The sequence below is a fragment of the Brumicola blandensis genome (genome assembly GCF_031846165.1).
In the GTDB taxonomy this organism is placed as follows: domain Bacteria; phylum Pseudomonadota; class Gammaproteobacteria; order Enterobacterales; family Alteromonadaceae; genus Glaciecola; species Glaciecola blandensis.
In genome coordinates this window covers 85,680-99,758 of record NZ_JAVRIE010000005.1, presented here as the reverse complement: position 1 = coordinate 99,758, position 14,079 = coordinate 85,680, and the positions used below count along the sequence as shown (strand labels likewise).

General features: G+C 43.4%; 14 protein-coding genes. 5 read left to right on the top strand and 9 right to left on the bottom strand.

What is annotated here, in order from left to right:
* Positions 1 to 53 precede the first annotated feature (53 nt).
* From RM544_RS17695 to RM544_RS12700, 4 genes are all read right to left on the bottom strand, one after another.
* A complete protein-coding gene (locus RM544_RS17695) occupies positions 54 to 128 on the bottom strand; it encodes a hypothetical protein (protein WP_489752807.1) in 75 nt (24 codons plus the stop codon).
* A 68-nt stretch (positions 129 to 196) separates the two neighbouring features.
* Entirely contained in the window at positions 197 to 571 is a 375-nt protein-coding gene (locus tag RM544_RS12710) for a VOC family protein (protein ID WP_311362178.1), read from the bottom strand.
* A 95-nt stretch (positions 572 to 666) separates the two neighbouring features.
* Positions 667 to 2,295, bottom strand: a complete 1,629-nt coding sequence (locus tag RM544_RS12705) for a glycoside hydrolase family 16 protein (protein WP_311362177.1) — start codon at positions 2,293 to 2,295, stop codon at positions 667 to 669.
* Between the two features lie 174 nt (positions 2,296 to 2,469).
* Positions 2,470 to 3,843: a methyl-accepting chemotaxis protein gene (locus RM544_RS12700; RefSeq protein ID WP_311362176.1), complete on the bottom strand. Its 1,374-nt coding sequence runs from the start codon at positions 3,841 to 3,843 to the stop codon at positions 2,470 to 2,472.
* A 321-nt stretch (positions 3,844 to 4,164) separates the two neighbouring features.
* Here RM544_RS12700 and RM544_RS12695 point away from each other — a divergent pair, with 321 nt between their 5' ends.
* The 5 genes from RM544_RS12695 to RM544_RS12675 all read left to right on the top strand — a co-directional run bounded on the left by RM544_RS12695 (position 4,165) and on the right by RM544_RS12675 (position 9,849).
* Entirely contained in the window at positions 4,165 to 5,388 is a 1,224-nt protein-coding gene (locus RM544_RS12695; protein WP_311362175.1) for an acyltransferase family protein, read from the top strand.
* Between the two features lie 86 nt (positions 5,389 to 5,474).
* Positions 5,475 to 6,719 carry a molybdopterin molybdotransferase MoeA gene (gene moeA, locus RM544_RS12690; protein WP_311362174.1) on the top strand — a complete coding sequence of 415 codons (1,245 nt, stop codon included), beginning with the start codon at positions 5,475 to 5,477 and terminating at the stop codon, positions 6,717 to 6,719.
* Positions 6,720 to 6,732: 13 nt separating this feature from the next.
* Entirely contained in the window at positions 6,733 to 7,515 is a 783-nt protein-coding gene (moeB, locus tag RM544_RS12685; RefSeq protein ID WP_311362173.1) for a molybdopterin-synthase adenylyltransferase MoeB, read from the top strand.
* 7 nt (positions 7,516 to 7,522) lie between these two features.
* On the top strand, positions 7,523 to 8,686 hold the full coding sequence (locus tag RM544_RS12680) for a winged helix-turn-helix domain-containing protein (protein WP_311362172.1): 1,164 nt from the start codon (positions 7,523 to 7,525) through the stop codon (positions 8,684 to 8,686).
* A 101-nt stretch (positions 8,687 to 8,787) separates the two neighbouring features.
* On the top strand, positions 8,788 to 9,849 hold the full coding sequence (locus tag RM544_RS12675) for a metal-dependent hydrolase (protein ID WP_311362171.1): 1,062 nt from the start codon (positions 8,788 to 8,790) through the stop codon (positions 9,847 to 9,849).
* A 116-nt stretch (positions 9,850 to 9,965) separates the two neighbouring features.
* Here RM544_RS12675 and RM544_RS12670 read toward each other — a convergent pair whose 3' ends face one another.
* The 5 genes from RM544_RS12670 to RM544_RS12650 all read right to left on the bottom strand — a co-directional run bounded on the left by RM544_RS12670 (position 9,966) and on the right by RM544_RS12650 (position 14,041).
* Complete coding sequence (locus tag RM544_RS12670; protein WP_311362170.1) at positions 9,966 to 11,336, bottom strand: MATE family efflux transporter; 1,371 nt, start codon at positions 11,334 to 11,336, stop codon at positions 9,966 to 9,968.
* A 96-nt stretch (positions 11,337 to 11,432) separates the two neighbouring features.
* On the bottom strand, positions 11,433 to 12,113 hold the full coding sequence (locus RM544_RS12665) for an SDR family oxidoreductase (RefSeq protein WP_311362169.1): 681 nt from the start codon (positions 12,111 to 12,113) through the stop codon (positions 11,433 to 11,435).
* Positions 12,114 to 12,154: 41 nt separating this feature from the next.
* Complete coding sequence (locus RM544_RS12660; protein ID WP_311362168.1) at positions 12,155 to 12,574, bottom strand: MAPEG family protein; 420 nt, start codon at positions 12,572 to 12,574, stop codon at positions 12,155 to 12,157.
* A gap of 95 nt (positions 12,575 to 12,669) precedes the next feature.
* Positions 12,670 to 13,182: a hypothetical protein gene (locus tag RM544_RS12655; protein WP_311362167.1), complete on the bottom strand. Its 513-nt coding sequence runs from the start codon at positions 13,180 to 13,182 to the stop codon at positions 12,670 to 12,672.
* 352 nt (positions 13,183 to 13,534) lie between these two features.
* Positions 13,535 to 14,041 carry a DUF3087 domain-containing protein gene (locus tag RM544_RS12650; protein ID WP_311362166.1) on the bottom strand — a complete coding sequence of 169 codons (507 nt, stop codon included), beginning with the start codon at positions 14,039 to 14,041 and terminating at the stop codon, positions 13,535 to 13,537.
* Positions 14,042 to 14,079: the final 38 nt, after the last annotated feature.

The following is a 14,079-nucleotide window of genomic DNA, read 5'->3' as shown; positions in this document are numbered from 1 at the left end:
GGCTTCTAATTTTTGACAGGGTTTTGCAGGTTGCTCACTTGACTGAGGACTCTCTACTGACCGTTGCTGAAGTTGCTTTTAAAAGAAAAAGCATGTGCGCTTTCACCATTTTCACGAAGGTGCATCAGTCTAGCAATCGCCAGATGAAGCCTAGACTAGATTCGGCGATTGCATTGCAGTTCCTTGTGTAAATGCGCTATGTTTGAGAATGCAGTCCAATCATGTTGCCTTCAGTATCGCACACTAAGGAGATAAAACCATATTCACCAATAGACATTTTCTCTCTTTCAATTTTGCCACCAGCATCAAGTACTCGAGACTGCTCAATGGCACAATCATCGCACGAGAAATACACCATCGTGCTGCCACCAGACGGAACACCTTTCATATGCACCAGCGCGCCACTGGCACCATAAGTTTCATAATTAGATGGAAAAGCCATCATCTGTACCGAGTCATCTGTCGGGTCAGTAATTGATTCAAAACTTGTTAGTAGTACTTTTTCATAAAAGGCAGTTGCTCGAGCCATATCCTGAACATATATTTCAAACCAACCTACTGGATTTTGCATGTCGTTCTCCTTTGCTTTATTGGAATATTTCCAAGCAAAGTATAGAACAATAAATAAACATTGTTATTTTAGTCAACTTACCTCAAAACTCAGAACTAGTCTTTAGTCAGTGCCGTTCGACGGCGAATCAAAGCAAGACAAGTAAGCAATAAAACCAAAGAGAGTGATGTCGCGCCGCCACTCGATTCAGTATCAATTGGCGATGGCTCAGGTTCTACTGCAGGCGGTGTTGCTGGCGGTGCAGGCGGTGTTGCTGGCGGTGCAGGCGGTGGATTAGCGGTTTGCGTTTCAGCGACAAAAAGTAGATTATCTAAAAACACTGTACCGTTCCCTTCTATTTTCAACTGAAAAAGGTTGGTCAAATCAACGCCATCAAAAACGGAAATTGGAATAGCCACTGATTGCCAGCTCTGCTGTTCAATTTCAATATCATAGGCAATTTCAACTGGACCAGGGCTGATTAAGTAAACGCGTAGCTGAGTAGCATCCTTGGTCCAATAGTCCAGACGAAATTCAGCCATGTTAGAAACATCTTGTTTGTTTTGGTCAAAGTCCGTGCCTTGGTAGTTCAAGTTTTGGTACTTCAAAACCGTATTGTCTTGTATCTGAATTTGGCTAACTTGCGTCACCTGGTTCCAGTTAGGATTGTAATTTATATCCGCAATATTCTGGTAACTATCACTGAATAAGGAAATCACATTCACTGACTCTTCAGACGGTTCTGGAGCCGCTTCGTTGGGTTGTTGCTGCACTTCACATCCATCTGCATCAACCTCTGTATTTGCCTCTGTATTTGGACATAAATCATCAGCATTAACGACACCGTCACCGTCATCATCAAGCGCTACTGGTGTGCTTTCGTTGCAGTATTGTCTTTCGTTTGCGCTTGAAGCAACGCAGTGTGCAATATAATCAACTTCTAAAGTCGCGCTGGTAAGTTCAGGATCAACCGCCCCTCCAAGGTTGCCACCGACAGCAACATTGATTAAGGCAAACATAGGTTCTTTGTACTGTGGGCATTCACTTAGGTTGTGTTGCGCAACCACGTTGTCATTCATATAGAAGGTGATGTCCTGTGCAGTCCACTCTATCGCGTAGCGATTAAACACCATCACATCTGGAGCGCCGCCAGGATAAGCAGGACGAACTTCACCTCCGCAGTTGTGAACGTTAAAGAAATTGGTTATGTATGAATCACCAGAGTTAGAAAACCACTCCCAAACGTCAATTTCACCTGCCCCGGGGTTCGGCCAATTAACATTGTCGTTATCACCTTTTATCGGATTTTCAGCAATCCGATTCTCTAGCATCCAAAAAGCAGGCCAAGTTCCACCTCGGAGCTCTAAGAATCGCAGCCGCGTTTCCAAACGTCCATATAAAAACTCAGCTTTGTCTTTACTGTTTAAGCGACCCGATGTCCACGTTCTACTAGCACCACTTTGACCCGGGCAGTCGATATTCTGTTTACGCGCAATAATCTTAAGCGTGCCATCGGATACATCATAGTTTTTTAACGCTGAACTATCATCATCGGTATAACACTGTATTTCATTGTTATAGTTGGCTTGTATTTGTGCGGTCCAGTTGTCCCAATTGACACTGTCACCGTCAAAGCGATCAATCCAAGACACTTCCCAACCAGCGTATGATTTTGCTGAAGCTAAAAAGTAAATACTGCCAGCCAGCAGAACACGGGCTCCTAATCTAACAAGATTTTTTTTCATCGTTTTCTACACTGCCGAAGCCTGAAGGGTTTTGTTAAAACGATGTTAAATTGGCATTCTTTGCTTTACAAGCGACCTGAGTCAAAGCGCCATAAAAATGCGACCACGGGGGTCGCTTGAGTTGAAAGGTACTGCAGATTAGGTTGTTATGAACAGTTTTCATGGCGCTAATCACTAGACATGTTCAAGTTTCCTCAATAGCGCTAAAACGTGCCTTGAAGCTTGCTCAACTTTTTGAATTTCTTGTAAAGCCATCCCAATATTTCCTGCATTATACAAATCGACAGAACGCTTACCATGAGCATGAACCAAGCGATGTGGCTCTTCCAGTTGAGCAAAAGCCGGATGGGAGCGGAGTTCAGGTGTATTCACTTTGTCATACCAGAGGCCAAGTCTACAGCTGTGATGATCTGCCAGTTCATGTGAGCTCAAACCTTCTTTACCCGCAATCATATTTACCAAACGCTTTTTCCATATGACATGATCAGACTGGGCCAGTTTAACTATTTTTCCGCGAATATTTAGTTCAGAAACGGCCAGAATTTCTTGATTGATATGCGACTGGATTGACTCAATTGATTCAACAATGTTGTCAGTACTTGCCACGCTTTTATCTGAATGCATAGCAATAGTGTTTATGCCTTTCGCTACTTCTTCCGAGGCTTGTGATTGTTCGCTTAGCGCTAATGATATTTGAGATGTGTTCTCCGACACTGCTTTGAACTGATCAACCATTGTATTCATTTCGGAATCAGCTAGGTTGATAGAGCTTTGCCCCTCCTCCACCATAGCTTGGCTTTGTCCAAGAGATTTCATAATACCCGCAACTTCGCTTTCGTAATTATTGATCAATTTAGTAATTTGAGCGGTGGCGTCTTCAGAACGACCTGAGAGCAAGTGAATTTCCTGTGCAATAACACCAAATCCACGCCCCTGATCGCCAGCGCGAGCGGCTTCAACCGAAGCATTCATTGACAGTATATTAGACTGAAATGCTATGCCTTTTATTTGGTCGGAAATATCCCTTACTTGTTTTGTAAAATGAGTCAGCCCAGTCAGCTTTGCGCTATTTTCAGCAACAGACGCCTTTATTTCGTCGAATGTTTCAACTGCCTTACCGAGAGTTCCTAGTACTTTTTCAACCGCATTAAATGAATTCGTTGTGCCTTGATCAATACTCTCACTGTATTGTTTAACTTCACCAACAGAGGCTCTCATTTCTTCCGCAGCAGAGGCAATTCTTTGAGAGAACGCAGCAACATTTTTTAAATCGTAAAGTAATTGGGCTGCTGCAATTGAAGCCTCATTATTATTAATTGAAAGGTCAACCACCCTATTTAAATCATTCCTAGCATTTTCCCCCAGCTTTTCGATAAGTCTTTGTAACTTTTGGCCTAGCGCCGTTGAAGTATCGGCCTGAATCGAATAATCGCCCTCTATGAGTGCGTCTATTATGGAAGATGTCGCTATGATTTCGCGTGACTCTGCACTAACAGTTGGGTCATCGTTCGTTGAACTCGGTTCGCTATAGCTTGAATATGATTGCATGGAGTTTTTTTAGTTTAAGTTATGCCTACGTTTTTAGCGGCAAATATAGTTGATTCTTTAGCGCTAAACTAACAATACTATGCAAAGTCGATTTGATTGTGCATACTTATCACAACAGGCGGGTAATTAACCAAACGCGTCTTAGTACCTAAGAGAGAAGGCCCATGATTCAGTAAAAGTTATGTAATCAATGTATGAAACAAATGTCGACATTTCACCTGAAGTTGACTCGATGTTTAACATTATCATCGTCGGAGTAAGCGGTCTGACTTGACTGACTACCTGCACGACCAATAACTTTTATTAAAAGGAGAACCCCTTATGGGACCGGTCTCTAACTCACGAATTCACTACATGGATAACATCAGAGCATTTGCAATGCTTCTGGGTGTTTTCTTTCATGCATCTCTGGCATACAGCCCTCTAATGAGCCAAGTATGGATGTCGGCAAGCACTGACAATGCAAGCTACATCGACTTTGTTGCTTTTTATACACATGGTTGGCGAATGCCTTTGTTTTTCTTGGTTGCTGGCTTTTTCGGCGCCTTACTTTATAAGAAGCGAGGCGCAAGCGCTGTAATCAAAAACCGAAGTCTGCGTATAGCGCTACCTCTTATCATTTTTTTACCTCTGATCACTATTGCTGTTGTCACCATATTCTCATGGGCGGCACAATCGGTATCGAACCCTTCACCAATGTTAGGGTTAATTACCGGTATGCTGAATAATCCAGATGCGCCAAAGCCGCCGCTTAGCACTATGCATTTATGGTTTCTATATTATCTGATTTGGTTTTATGCACTGACCTTGATGTTTCTTTTCGTTTATCGAAAACTCAATCTTAAAGCAATTGATTGGCATACACCTGTCATAAAGCACCCCATTGTATTTTTACTCTTGCTACCTTTGGTGCTCGTTCCTTCAATGTTGACCCAATTTTCCCCCTTACCAGCACCTGAGCAGCTCAGTCCGGCACTTTGGGCTTTTGGCTTCCATGGGGTTTTCTTTGTACTAGGTTGGGGTATTTATAATCAGCCCCGTGTGCTAGATGCTATTCAGCCATTTATGTGGCCTTTGTTGATCATTGGACTGGCCTACTACATCATCTACTATTCATTTATGCCGAGTTCATTCACTATTATGGATGCGATGCATAACCTCACAAACAGTCCAGATGTAGACTTGAATCAAACAATAAAAGCCAGCGCAGAAGCCTACTTGTCTATGTATACGGTGCTAGCGGTTTTATTGGTAGGAAAGCGCTTTTTTGACCGACAGAGTCAGGTCGCTCAATTTGTCTCACGCTCGTCTTACTGGGTATATATCATTCATTTACCCTTGGTATGGATTTTACAGTTCTTGCTACTCGATACCGATCTACCGATGCTAGTCGAATTTGCCATCAGTGCTTTTGGCACCATCGCGATTGGTATGCTGACTTATGTTTTGTTTGTCTCATGGTCTCCGATTGGTTGGTTGCTAAACGGGCGGCAAAAATCTACATATATCGATAAGCCAGTACGTTCTCCTGAGAAACATGGGTGAAAGCAGATGAAATTATTTGCTTAAACGGGCATATTAGACGGCTATAAACGTAGCAAAAAAAGTGCTGCCAAAAAGGAGAACGAAGCATGGCGTGGAATTGTGATACTGACGGTTTACTGCCCGTATCTAAAGCAAAAGAGATTATATTAGGCGCCATTAATGTGGTGAAGGAAATCGAAGAGGTTTCACTAGATGATGCTCTTAATCGTGTGCTTGCTGTGGATGTTTCATCTCCAATCAATGTGCCCGCTTATGACAACTCTGCGATGGATGGTTACGCACTACGACACGAAGACTTGACCAACACTTCTCAGTTTCAGTTGGTTGGCAAAAGCTTCGCCGGGAACGCTTTTTCGCACCGTATTGAGCCTGGTGAATGCGTAAGGATCATGACTGGGGCGGAACTCCCAAAGGGTGCAGACACCGTCATTATGCAAGAAAATGCCGAAGTCGAAGGAGACTCCGTATCATTCACAGTGGCGGTTGATAAGGGTGAGGCCGTGCGTCCCAAAGGCGATGATATTCGAGAAGGCGCAAGTGTCCTTCAGTCTGGTAAAAAGCTGTCCCCTATTGATATTGGCTTACTTGCTTCTTTAGGCTGTGACAAAGTTGAAGTGTATCGCAAAATCAAAGTTGCCGTGTTTTCTACGGGGGATGAATTACTTTCGGTCGGCGAAGCGGCGCGCAGCGATCGTATCTTTGATACTAATCGGCCAATGCTAAAAGCAATGCTGACAAGCTTGGGAGCCGAGGTCATTGATTTGGGGATTATCCCCGATGATAGAGCACTCATTCAACAAACCTTTGAACGAGCCGACCAAGAAGCAGATTGCGTTATTACGAGTGGCGGTGTGTCAGTGGGTGAAGCGGATTACACTAAAGAAGTCTTGGATGAATATGGCGATATTGATTTTTGGAAACTCGCTATCAAACCCGGTAAACCATTGGCATTTGGGCGTTTAAAAAAGAGTGTGTTTTTCGGCTTGCCTGGTAACCCAGTTTCCAGCGCAGTGACCTTTGACCAAATTGCCACACCAGCGCTCAAATGTATGGCTGGGCAACTACCTTCTTCGGGCATTCAGTTGCAAGCCGAGGCAAACTCCGTATTTAGAAAAAGACCTGGGCGTGCCGACTACCAAAGAGCCACCTTCTTCACCAATGATGAAGGCCTTTTATGTGTGCAAAGTGCTGGCTCTCAGAGCTCAGGTGTATTGTCTTGCTTCTCTAACAGCAATTGTTATGCCCTGATTGAGCAAGAGCGTGGACGTGTAGAGATTGGTGAAAACCTCACAATTCTGCCGTTTAGCTCACTCATTCAGTCATCAGATTGAGAAGGCGTAGATAATGACAAAAAGTATTAGCACTAGAGAAGCGATGCGCTACTCCAGACAAATTTCCTTGCAAGGTTTTGATTTGGAAAAGCAGGAATTGTTACTAAATAGTAAAGTGCTGATCATTGGTGCTGGCGGATTAGGTTGCGCTGCAGCCCAATATCTGGTCGCCGCTGGCATTGGCGAATTAACCATTGTTGATGATGACATTGTTGAACTGTCCAATATACAGCGGCAAGTACTCCACTTTGAAGCCAATATAGGCAAAAAGAAAGTATCATCTGCAAAATCGACGCTAGAACAAATAAATCAAGGTGTTCAACTCAACACGATAGATTACCGCCTAGACACCGACGCTTTATCGGCAGCAATTGAGCAACATAATCTGGTTTTGGATTGCACCGATAATTTGCAATCACGCAATGATATAAACCGCCTTTGCTATAGGTACAAAACAGATCTGGTCTCTGGTGCCGCGATTCGGATGGAAGGCCAAGTCTTTTGCGTGTCGCCCAGAGTGAATTCAGCATGTTATGCCTGTATTAGTCAGTTTTTCGGAGAACAAGAATTAACTTGTGTAGAGTCAGGTGTGATGTCACCGGTGGTTGGACTCATTGGCGCATACCAAGCTCTTGAAGCCATTAAATTGCTTACCTCGTACGGCAAGGTAAACATCAATCAGCTTCACCTTTTCGATGCTATGAATTCGCAGTGGCAAAGCATCGGCGTAAAGCCAAACGCCACTTGTTCCGTATGCTCAGTCGAGAACGGCGATACAGAAAGCAGATTGGATTAAATCCGCGATGACCAAAGTTCTCCGACGGCTTGCACTGCAAACACAGGGCTTAGCGCGAAAACCCGCATTTTCGAAAGGTTTGCAAGGAACACTTCAAGCAATAGAGCATTTAGGCTATGTACAAATAGATACCATCTCTGTTATCGAGCGAGCTCATCACCACATTTTGTGGAGCAGAGTGCCCGATTATCAGCCATCTTATTTAAATGAATTAGTCGCCAATAAGCAGGTGTTTGAATATTGGTATCATGCCGCGGCTTATTTACCAATGCGTGATTATCGCTTTGCGCTACCTGCTATGGAAGACTTGCGCAACAACAAGAATCGTTATTATAACGGCACTGACCCTAGCTTATTGAAATCGATACTGGCGCGCATTGAGCAACACGGCCCAACCCGCTTGAGAGATATCGAAAAACAGAATGAAAATACCGGTGACTGGTGGAACATGGGCCCAAGTCGTAGAGCCTTTGAGCGGCTTTTTATGCAAGGCGATATCATGATTTGCGCGCGCGAAGGGATGGAGAAAGTATTCGACTTACGAGAGCGCTGCCTGCCAGACAATATTGATTTATCAATGCCCAGTGTTGAAGAGTATGCCAAGTACCTATTCGAAAATACTATGAAAGCCCATGGCATTTTCACCAAGAAACAACTCCTCCATTTAAAAACCGGCAAACCTATTCGCGATGCTATGCAAGCGATTATCGACACCAAACTACGATCTGGTGAAATTGAATCCATTCAAAATAAAAACCACCCCGATACTTATCATCACATAGAAAATAAGGCAGCAAGTCTGCGCTTTCAAAACACGGTCAAAGTACTTTCCCCCTTCGACAATGTACTTATTCATCGAGACCGCCTGAACGCCTTGTTTGGCTTTGACTACAAACTTGAATGTTATGTTCCACCAGCTAAAAGACAATATGGTTACTTCACCCTACCTGTATTATTCGGTGATCGCTTTGTCGCGCGCATCGATTGCAAGGCCCACAGAAAGCTAAAGCAGTTAGAAGTTATTAGTCTGCACCTTGAGAATGGCCAGCTAGCAAGCTCAAACAACGAGATGCCAGGCTTTATGCCTAAACTGATAGCAGAGCTAGAGCGCTTTGCTAAATTTAATAACTGCGATTCAATTAAGTATCCGTCTGCAAGTTTTGCGATCTAGCATCCCCTTACAAACATAAATTTAAATCAGAATGATGTGGTCTATTTCCTAGCATCCTCTAGTATCAAGGCTATACCAAAAATAAAGCAATAGTAGTAATTATGGATTCATTAACTCAAATCGCGCTTGGTGGAGCAGTCGGGTATGCGGTATTAGGGAATAAAATAGGCCGTAGGGCGATTTTGTACGGGGCTGCATTAGGCACTCTCCCTGACTTAGACGTTTTAATACCCTACGCTGGTGACGTTGAATCCTTCACTTATCATCGTGGCTTCAGTCATTCACTGTGGGTACACTTGTTGGTCAGTCCAATCATCGCTTGGCTATTAAGTAAGTTTCACCCAAACACTGCACATTTAAAGCTACGGTGGTTCGCCTTGGTGTTTCTCACTTTAAGCACGCATGCACTATTAGACAGCTTTACTGTGTATGGTACGCAATTGATGTGGCCACTGACTGAATATCCGTATGGCGTTTCCAACCTGTTTATCATTGACCCCTTATACACTCTGCCACTACTGATTGGTTTGGGCTTTGCCTTAGCACTCAAACAACCAAGTATTAGCGCGATAAGGGCAAATAAATTCGGCATAATTGCTAGCACGGCATACATTGCATGGAGCTTGAGTGCCAAGGTAATGATCGACCAAAAAGTCGAAATAGCAATGGGGGAAAAAGGAATAGATGCTATCGCCTATGTCAGCACTCCTGCTCCACTAAATACCTTATTGTGGCGAGTCGTCGCTGTGTCAGAATCTGGCAATATCACCAAATATCATGAAATTTATGCGTCAGTCTTCGATGAACCAAGTGAAGTGAGTTTCCAAGCTTATCCAAGTTCCCCCATGCTCCTCGATCCATTAAGTGATAACTGGGCAATCAATCGCTTAGCGTGGTTTACGAAAGGACTTTATTCAGTAAAGCGACAAGACGACAATATCATCATGTCTGACTTACGAATGGGCGTTGAGTGTAATTACGTATTTAACTTTGTGGTTGCTCAAACGGACGCTAAAGGTATTCAGGCTATAAATGCGAAAAAAGTGAGTGCGCGTCCAGATTTTGCGTCAGTGGGTAAAATTTGGGATCGAATTTGGGATCCAAGCGTTAATCTTAGCCCCACTGCGCCATGCAAACCGCTGCCTTTAGATGAGACAGACTAAGCATGATAAACCGGTATCATGCTCTTCTAATAACTAAAATTGGTCGAGCATAGAAGCATCAAGGGCAGTTTAAACTAGCGTGAAGTCATAAAGGTTAAACAGAGTCTATGTGCCAATTATTGGAAACTAAAGGCATTTGGCTCGCAGTCATTTTTTTTGGCTACTTTTAACCAATAAAGGGTGTATGTTGCCACAAAAATACCAGAGACAATGTTAGAAGCCGCTATCGCGTAAAATACCCATTGATAGTCAAACCAAAGCGTTGCGAGCCACGAGAGCGGTACATACAAAACGAAGCCTCGCACTAGATAATGCGCCAAGCCTGTCGTTGATTTTCCAAGCGCGTTAAATGCCGCCGCCGATATAATAACAAAACCATACCCGGCAATGCTTGAGCTCACTACCAACAAGTATGAGCTAGCAATGTCGGCAACTGAGCTATCTGAAGCGATAATGCTAGCGATCGATGGCGCTAAGAAATAGAGCCCAACGGTTACACTAAATGCCCAAATCAGAGTAATACTATAACAATACTTAATCGACTTAATAACACGCCCTTTTTGGTCAGCGCCCCAGTTTTGTCCAACAATGGGACCAATCGCAGCTGACAGTGCGAGTAGAGGAATACTGGCAAAAGATTCTATTCTGGTGCCTACACCAAATGCAGCGACAACATTATCCCCGTAGCTAGCCAATAATCCAGTAACGACCCCAATTGCTAGAGGATTAACCACGCTACCTGCAGCAGCTGGTAGCGCTATTTTAATGACTTTAGTGACCGAATTAATAAATTGAGAGAGAGAAGGCAAGCATATCAACAACATGTCTTCATGTTTGTAGATAACATATAAGGCGAGCACGAATGTGAAAATTCTCGCGATAGCAGTACTAATGGCCGCTCCCTCTATGTGCATAGCAGGAACAGGTCCATAACCGAAAATGAAAAGAGGCGTTAAGCCAATATTGATTAATGCAGAGACCACCATAATTATCCCGGGCCACTTGGCATTGCCAACCGACCTTATAACCGCGTTTGCTACCATGGGAATAACTAAAAACGGCATAGATAAATACCAAATTTTCATATATTGGCTAATTAATGCGAGTGTCTCTCCCTTAGCACCCAATAAAGAAAAGAGCGGATCAACAGTAAAAAAGCCAATCGTACCCAACAATGTCACAAACAGTGAAGAAAAGATAAGGCTGTCGGTAGATAGGCGCTTAGCATGTGATTGTTCACCCTCCCCCATGGTTCGACTAACAATCGATGCAGCACCCGCGCCGAGTCCTGCGGATAAACTAGCAATTGCCATGGTTACAGGGAAGGTGAAACTTAAAGCAGCAAGCTCTTTGGTACCCAGTTTTCCCACAAAATAAGTGTCTACAAGTGAAATTGAAAATACCGCCGTAATACCAAGTAGCATAGGTGTACTTTGTTTGACTATTGCGTTGCGTATATCTGCTTTTGTTAGATCTATCGTTGCCACTAAGCCCTAGCCTCTGGTGGTTGATGCAAAAAAGAGCATAATTTTTTGAGAAAATGCACTGACCTAAAGATCAGTGCGATAACCTTGCTGTGTAGACTACTTCGTAGGCATCAACGTTATCTCGTCTATATTACATCGTTCATTTGTTGTTAACGAGTAGAGCACAGCGTCCGCGATGTCACGCGGATCCAGCTTATCTGGCTTAGCTTCATCAAAGAATTCGGTATTAACCATGCCAGGACAAATAGTGGTGCATCTACCGCCCCACTCTTTCATTTCTGCTGATAGGTTTTTACCAAAGCCATAAGCGAACCATTTGGTCGCACCATAAATAGACCCTTTCAGCGTGATCTTACCTGCAATCGAACTCGTGATAATGAAATGACCTTCTGTTTTACGTAAGTGTTTCATAGTCAATTTTGCTGTGTAGGTCAGTGCTTTGATATTGATATCTATCATTTTATCCCACTCCTGCGGGTCTCCACCCTCGGTGCCAGTTGCACTCACGCCCATGCCTGCATTTGCAAAAACCGCATCTAATTGTCCAAAGTGCGCGACGCTTTTTTCGACCACTTGTTCTAGCTCATCTAACTTTGACGCATCAGCCTTAACGAAATAAGCATTGCTATCACCCAGCTCATCAACTAGCGCCTTTAATTTGTCTTCGCTTCGCGCTGTAAGAGCAACTTTGTACCCATGTTCAACGAGCACTCTTGCAGTTTCTCTACCGATACCACTTGACGCACCGGTGATTAAAATAATCTTTGAATTACTCATATTCCTATCCTTATTTTGTTTATTATCTTGGTTTACCGCAGCTAGATGAAAAGCGAGTAAGCAAGCAAACCTAGTAACGCCACATTGGCGAGTAAGCCCAACATAAAGAAATAGCTGCGAGGGCTTGGATTTTTCTCAGTCGCTATCGCGTAGTAAAGAGCCATATGTATGATCCTAGCAATGACATATACCCAAACCAGTACTCCGAACCACAGTCCCTGTTGGCCTATAGCAATGCCAAACAATACTGTAGCAACGAACAATAAGCTGTTTTCCAGTGTATTTTGGAAAGTACGATGTGCTCGGAATACAAAACTATCGTGCGATAAGTCTTGGTCAACTTTTCCAGGGACAGCGTTAGGCTGTTTAGCCTTAGAAAATGTGGCGACACCCCATTGCACCAAAACCATTATGAGGTACAGATAAAAAGCGATGTAAATAGATTGAGGTAACTTAGTCATAACCTTAATACTCCTTTGCTATTGCTACTGCAGCTAACAAGACGCCATCTCTCACAATGGCCCCTTGTAGTTATATTCAAAAAACTGAGCTGACATTAAATCTTCCCGAACTCTAACTCTCCGGCCGCAGCAATGGGTTGCAGCCTCATCAGGATCCGCTCTTTCTCAGCGTCACTAATATTCGTGAAAATGATTGTTTTTTCGTTCTCCAGTGCATCTTCAAGTTGCTGCACAAGTTCGCTATTTTCGCTAACTCCAATCATGCCTGCTGACCATGAGCCTAATGCAGCACCACCCGCAGTCATTGCTAATATGGCCGCACCACCTACGGTAACGCCAGCAACGGGAAAGCTTGTTAACAATAATCCTGCTAGCAATCCTGAGCCTGAACCAAGGAGAGCTCCACGCTTGAGCGCTTCCGGTAATTTAGATTTGTCACTCAGGTCGGCTTGTGGCAATTCCGCCACCTTAAATTGAGGATCTCGACTCACTGTTCCAATATCGTTTTCACTTACTGATTCGGCTTTTATCGCATCGACAATATCAACTGCAGACTGGACATTTGACGCAATAAAGTAAGAATTAAAATCATGTTTTGAAGTCGACATAAAAGTCTCCCGTAGTTCAAGTTAACGAGAATGCGATCGCAGTTAACCACAGATAGGTTTCGAAATATCTCACTGCGGTACAAGTGTTGAATACAATAGAAGCACTTGTTGTGCGTCGCACACATGACTATGCTGGGAGCAAAAAGCGAGCCATGAAGAGCCCACGCGTATTCTATGGGCTGTACGCTGATTTAGTGACCAAATTAATAGTGATCTTCAGTAAATCTTTCATAATGGTAGGAACTTTTTACTGACTTAGTAGCAACCGAAGTGGAATGGGGATGCTCAGCACCCACTGTCTTTAGATGCGACAGACTAAGCATGATAAACTGGTATCATGCTTTTCTAATGACTAAAATTGATCGAGCATAGATGCTTCAAAGTCTTCTGCTTGTAGATTTACATTGTACTTTGAAGCTAAACCATCAAGGGCAGCTTGATCTAGGGCGAGTTGCTCCATAATGATGGTATTGTCGTCTAGCTCCCACAGTAACCTTGAGCCTGCATAGCTATAATGAATGCAAATCATGGCGTTTACATTCCCCTCTTCAGAGGCAGGTTTGAGTTTCATCATTTTACGATTAATGCGGTTTAGCACTTTTTTCAGTTGCCAAACGTAAGTCACCTCGGTCATAAAATGATTGTTTTTAATTTTGTTTAACACGAGGCCAATCACGACAGCACTGATGATTACTCCCGTTAAATTCCAATGGAAATGGCTTCCGCTTGGATCGGGAAATAAAGCAATTAAACTTTGCGCTATACCCAAACTACCCGCGGTTAAACTAGCAATACAGGTAATGATGACGTAGTTGAGATGCTTGCGATAGCGGGCTTTATCGATCTGGATTAATTTCATTTTAAACGAATACTTCTTTGGGCTAGTAATTGGACAGA

Excerpts from the sequence above, each read along its gene's own strand:
- RM544_RS12705 (WP_311362177.1), bottom strand. The coding sequence starts at position 2,295 with ATGAAAAAAAATCTTGTTAGATTAGGAGCCCGTGTTCTGCTGGCTGGC.
- RM544_RS12710 (WP_311362178.1), bottom strand. The coding sequence starts at position 571 with ATGCAAAATCCAGTAGGTTGGTTTGAAATATATGTTCAGGATATGGCT.
- RM544_RS12665 (WP_311362169.1), bottom strand. The coding sequence starts at position 12,113 with ATGAGTAATTCAAAGATTATTTTAATCACCGGTGCGTCAAGTGGTATC.
- moeB (WP_311362173.1), top strand. The coding sequence starts at position 6,733 with ATGACAAAAAGTATTAGCACTAGAGAAGCGATGCGCTACTCCAGACAA.
- RM544_RS12700 (WP_311362176.1), bottom strand. The coding sequence starts at position 3,843 with ATGCAATCATATTCAAGCTATAGCGAACCGAGTTCAACGAACGATGAC.
- RM544_RS12675 (WP_311362171.1), top strand. The coding sequence starts at position 8,788 with ATGGATTCATTAACTCAAATCGCGCTTGGTGGAGCAGTCGGGTATGCG.
- RM544_RS12680 (WP_311362172.1), top strand. The coding sequence starts at position 7,523 with ATGACCAAAGTTCTCCGACGGCTTGCACTGCAAACACAGGGCTTAGCG.
- RM544_RS12655 (WP_311362167.1), bottom strand. The coding sequence starts at position 13,182 with ATGTCGACTTCAAAACATGATTTTAATTCTTACTTTATTGCGTCAAAT.
- RM544_RS12660 (WP_311362168.1), bottom strand. The coding sequence starts at position 12,574 with ATGACTAAGTTACCTCAATCTATTTACATCGCTTTTTATCTGTACCTC.
- RM544_RS12695 (WP_311362175.1), top strand. The coding sequence starts at position 4,165 with ATGGGACCGGTCTCTAACTCACGAATTCACTACATGGATAACATCAGA.
- RM544_RS12650 (WP_311362166.1), bottom strand. The coding sequence starts at position 14,041 with ATGAAATTAATCCAGATCGATAAAGCCCGCTATCGCAAGCATCTCAAC.
- moeA (WP_311362174.1), top strand. The coding sequence starts at position 5,475 with ATGGCGTGGAATTGTGATACTGACGGTTTACTGCCCGTATCTAAAGCA.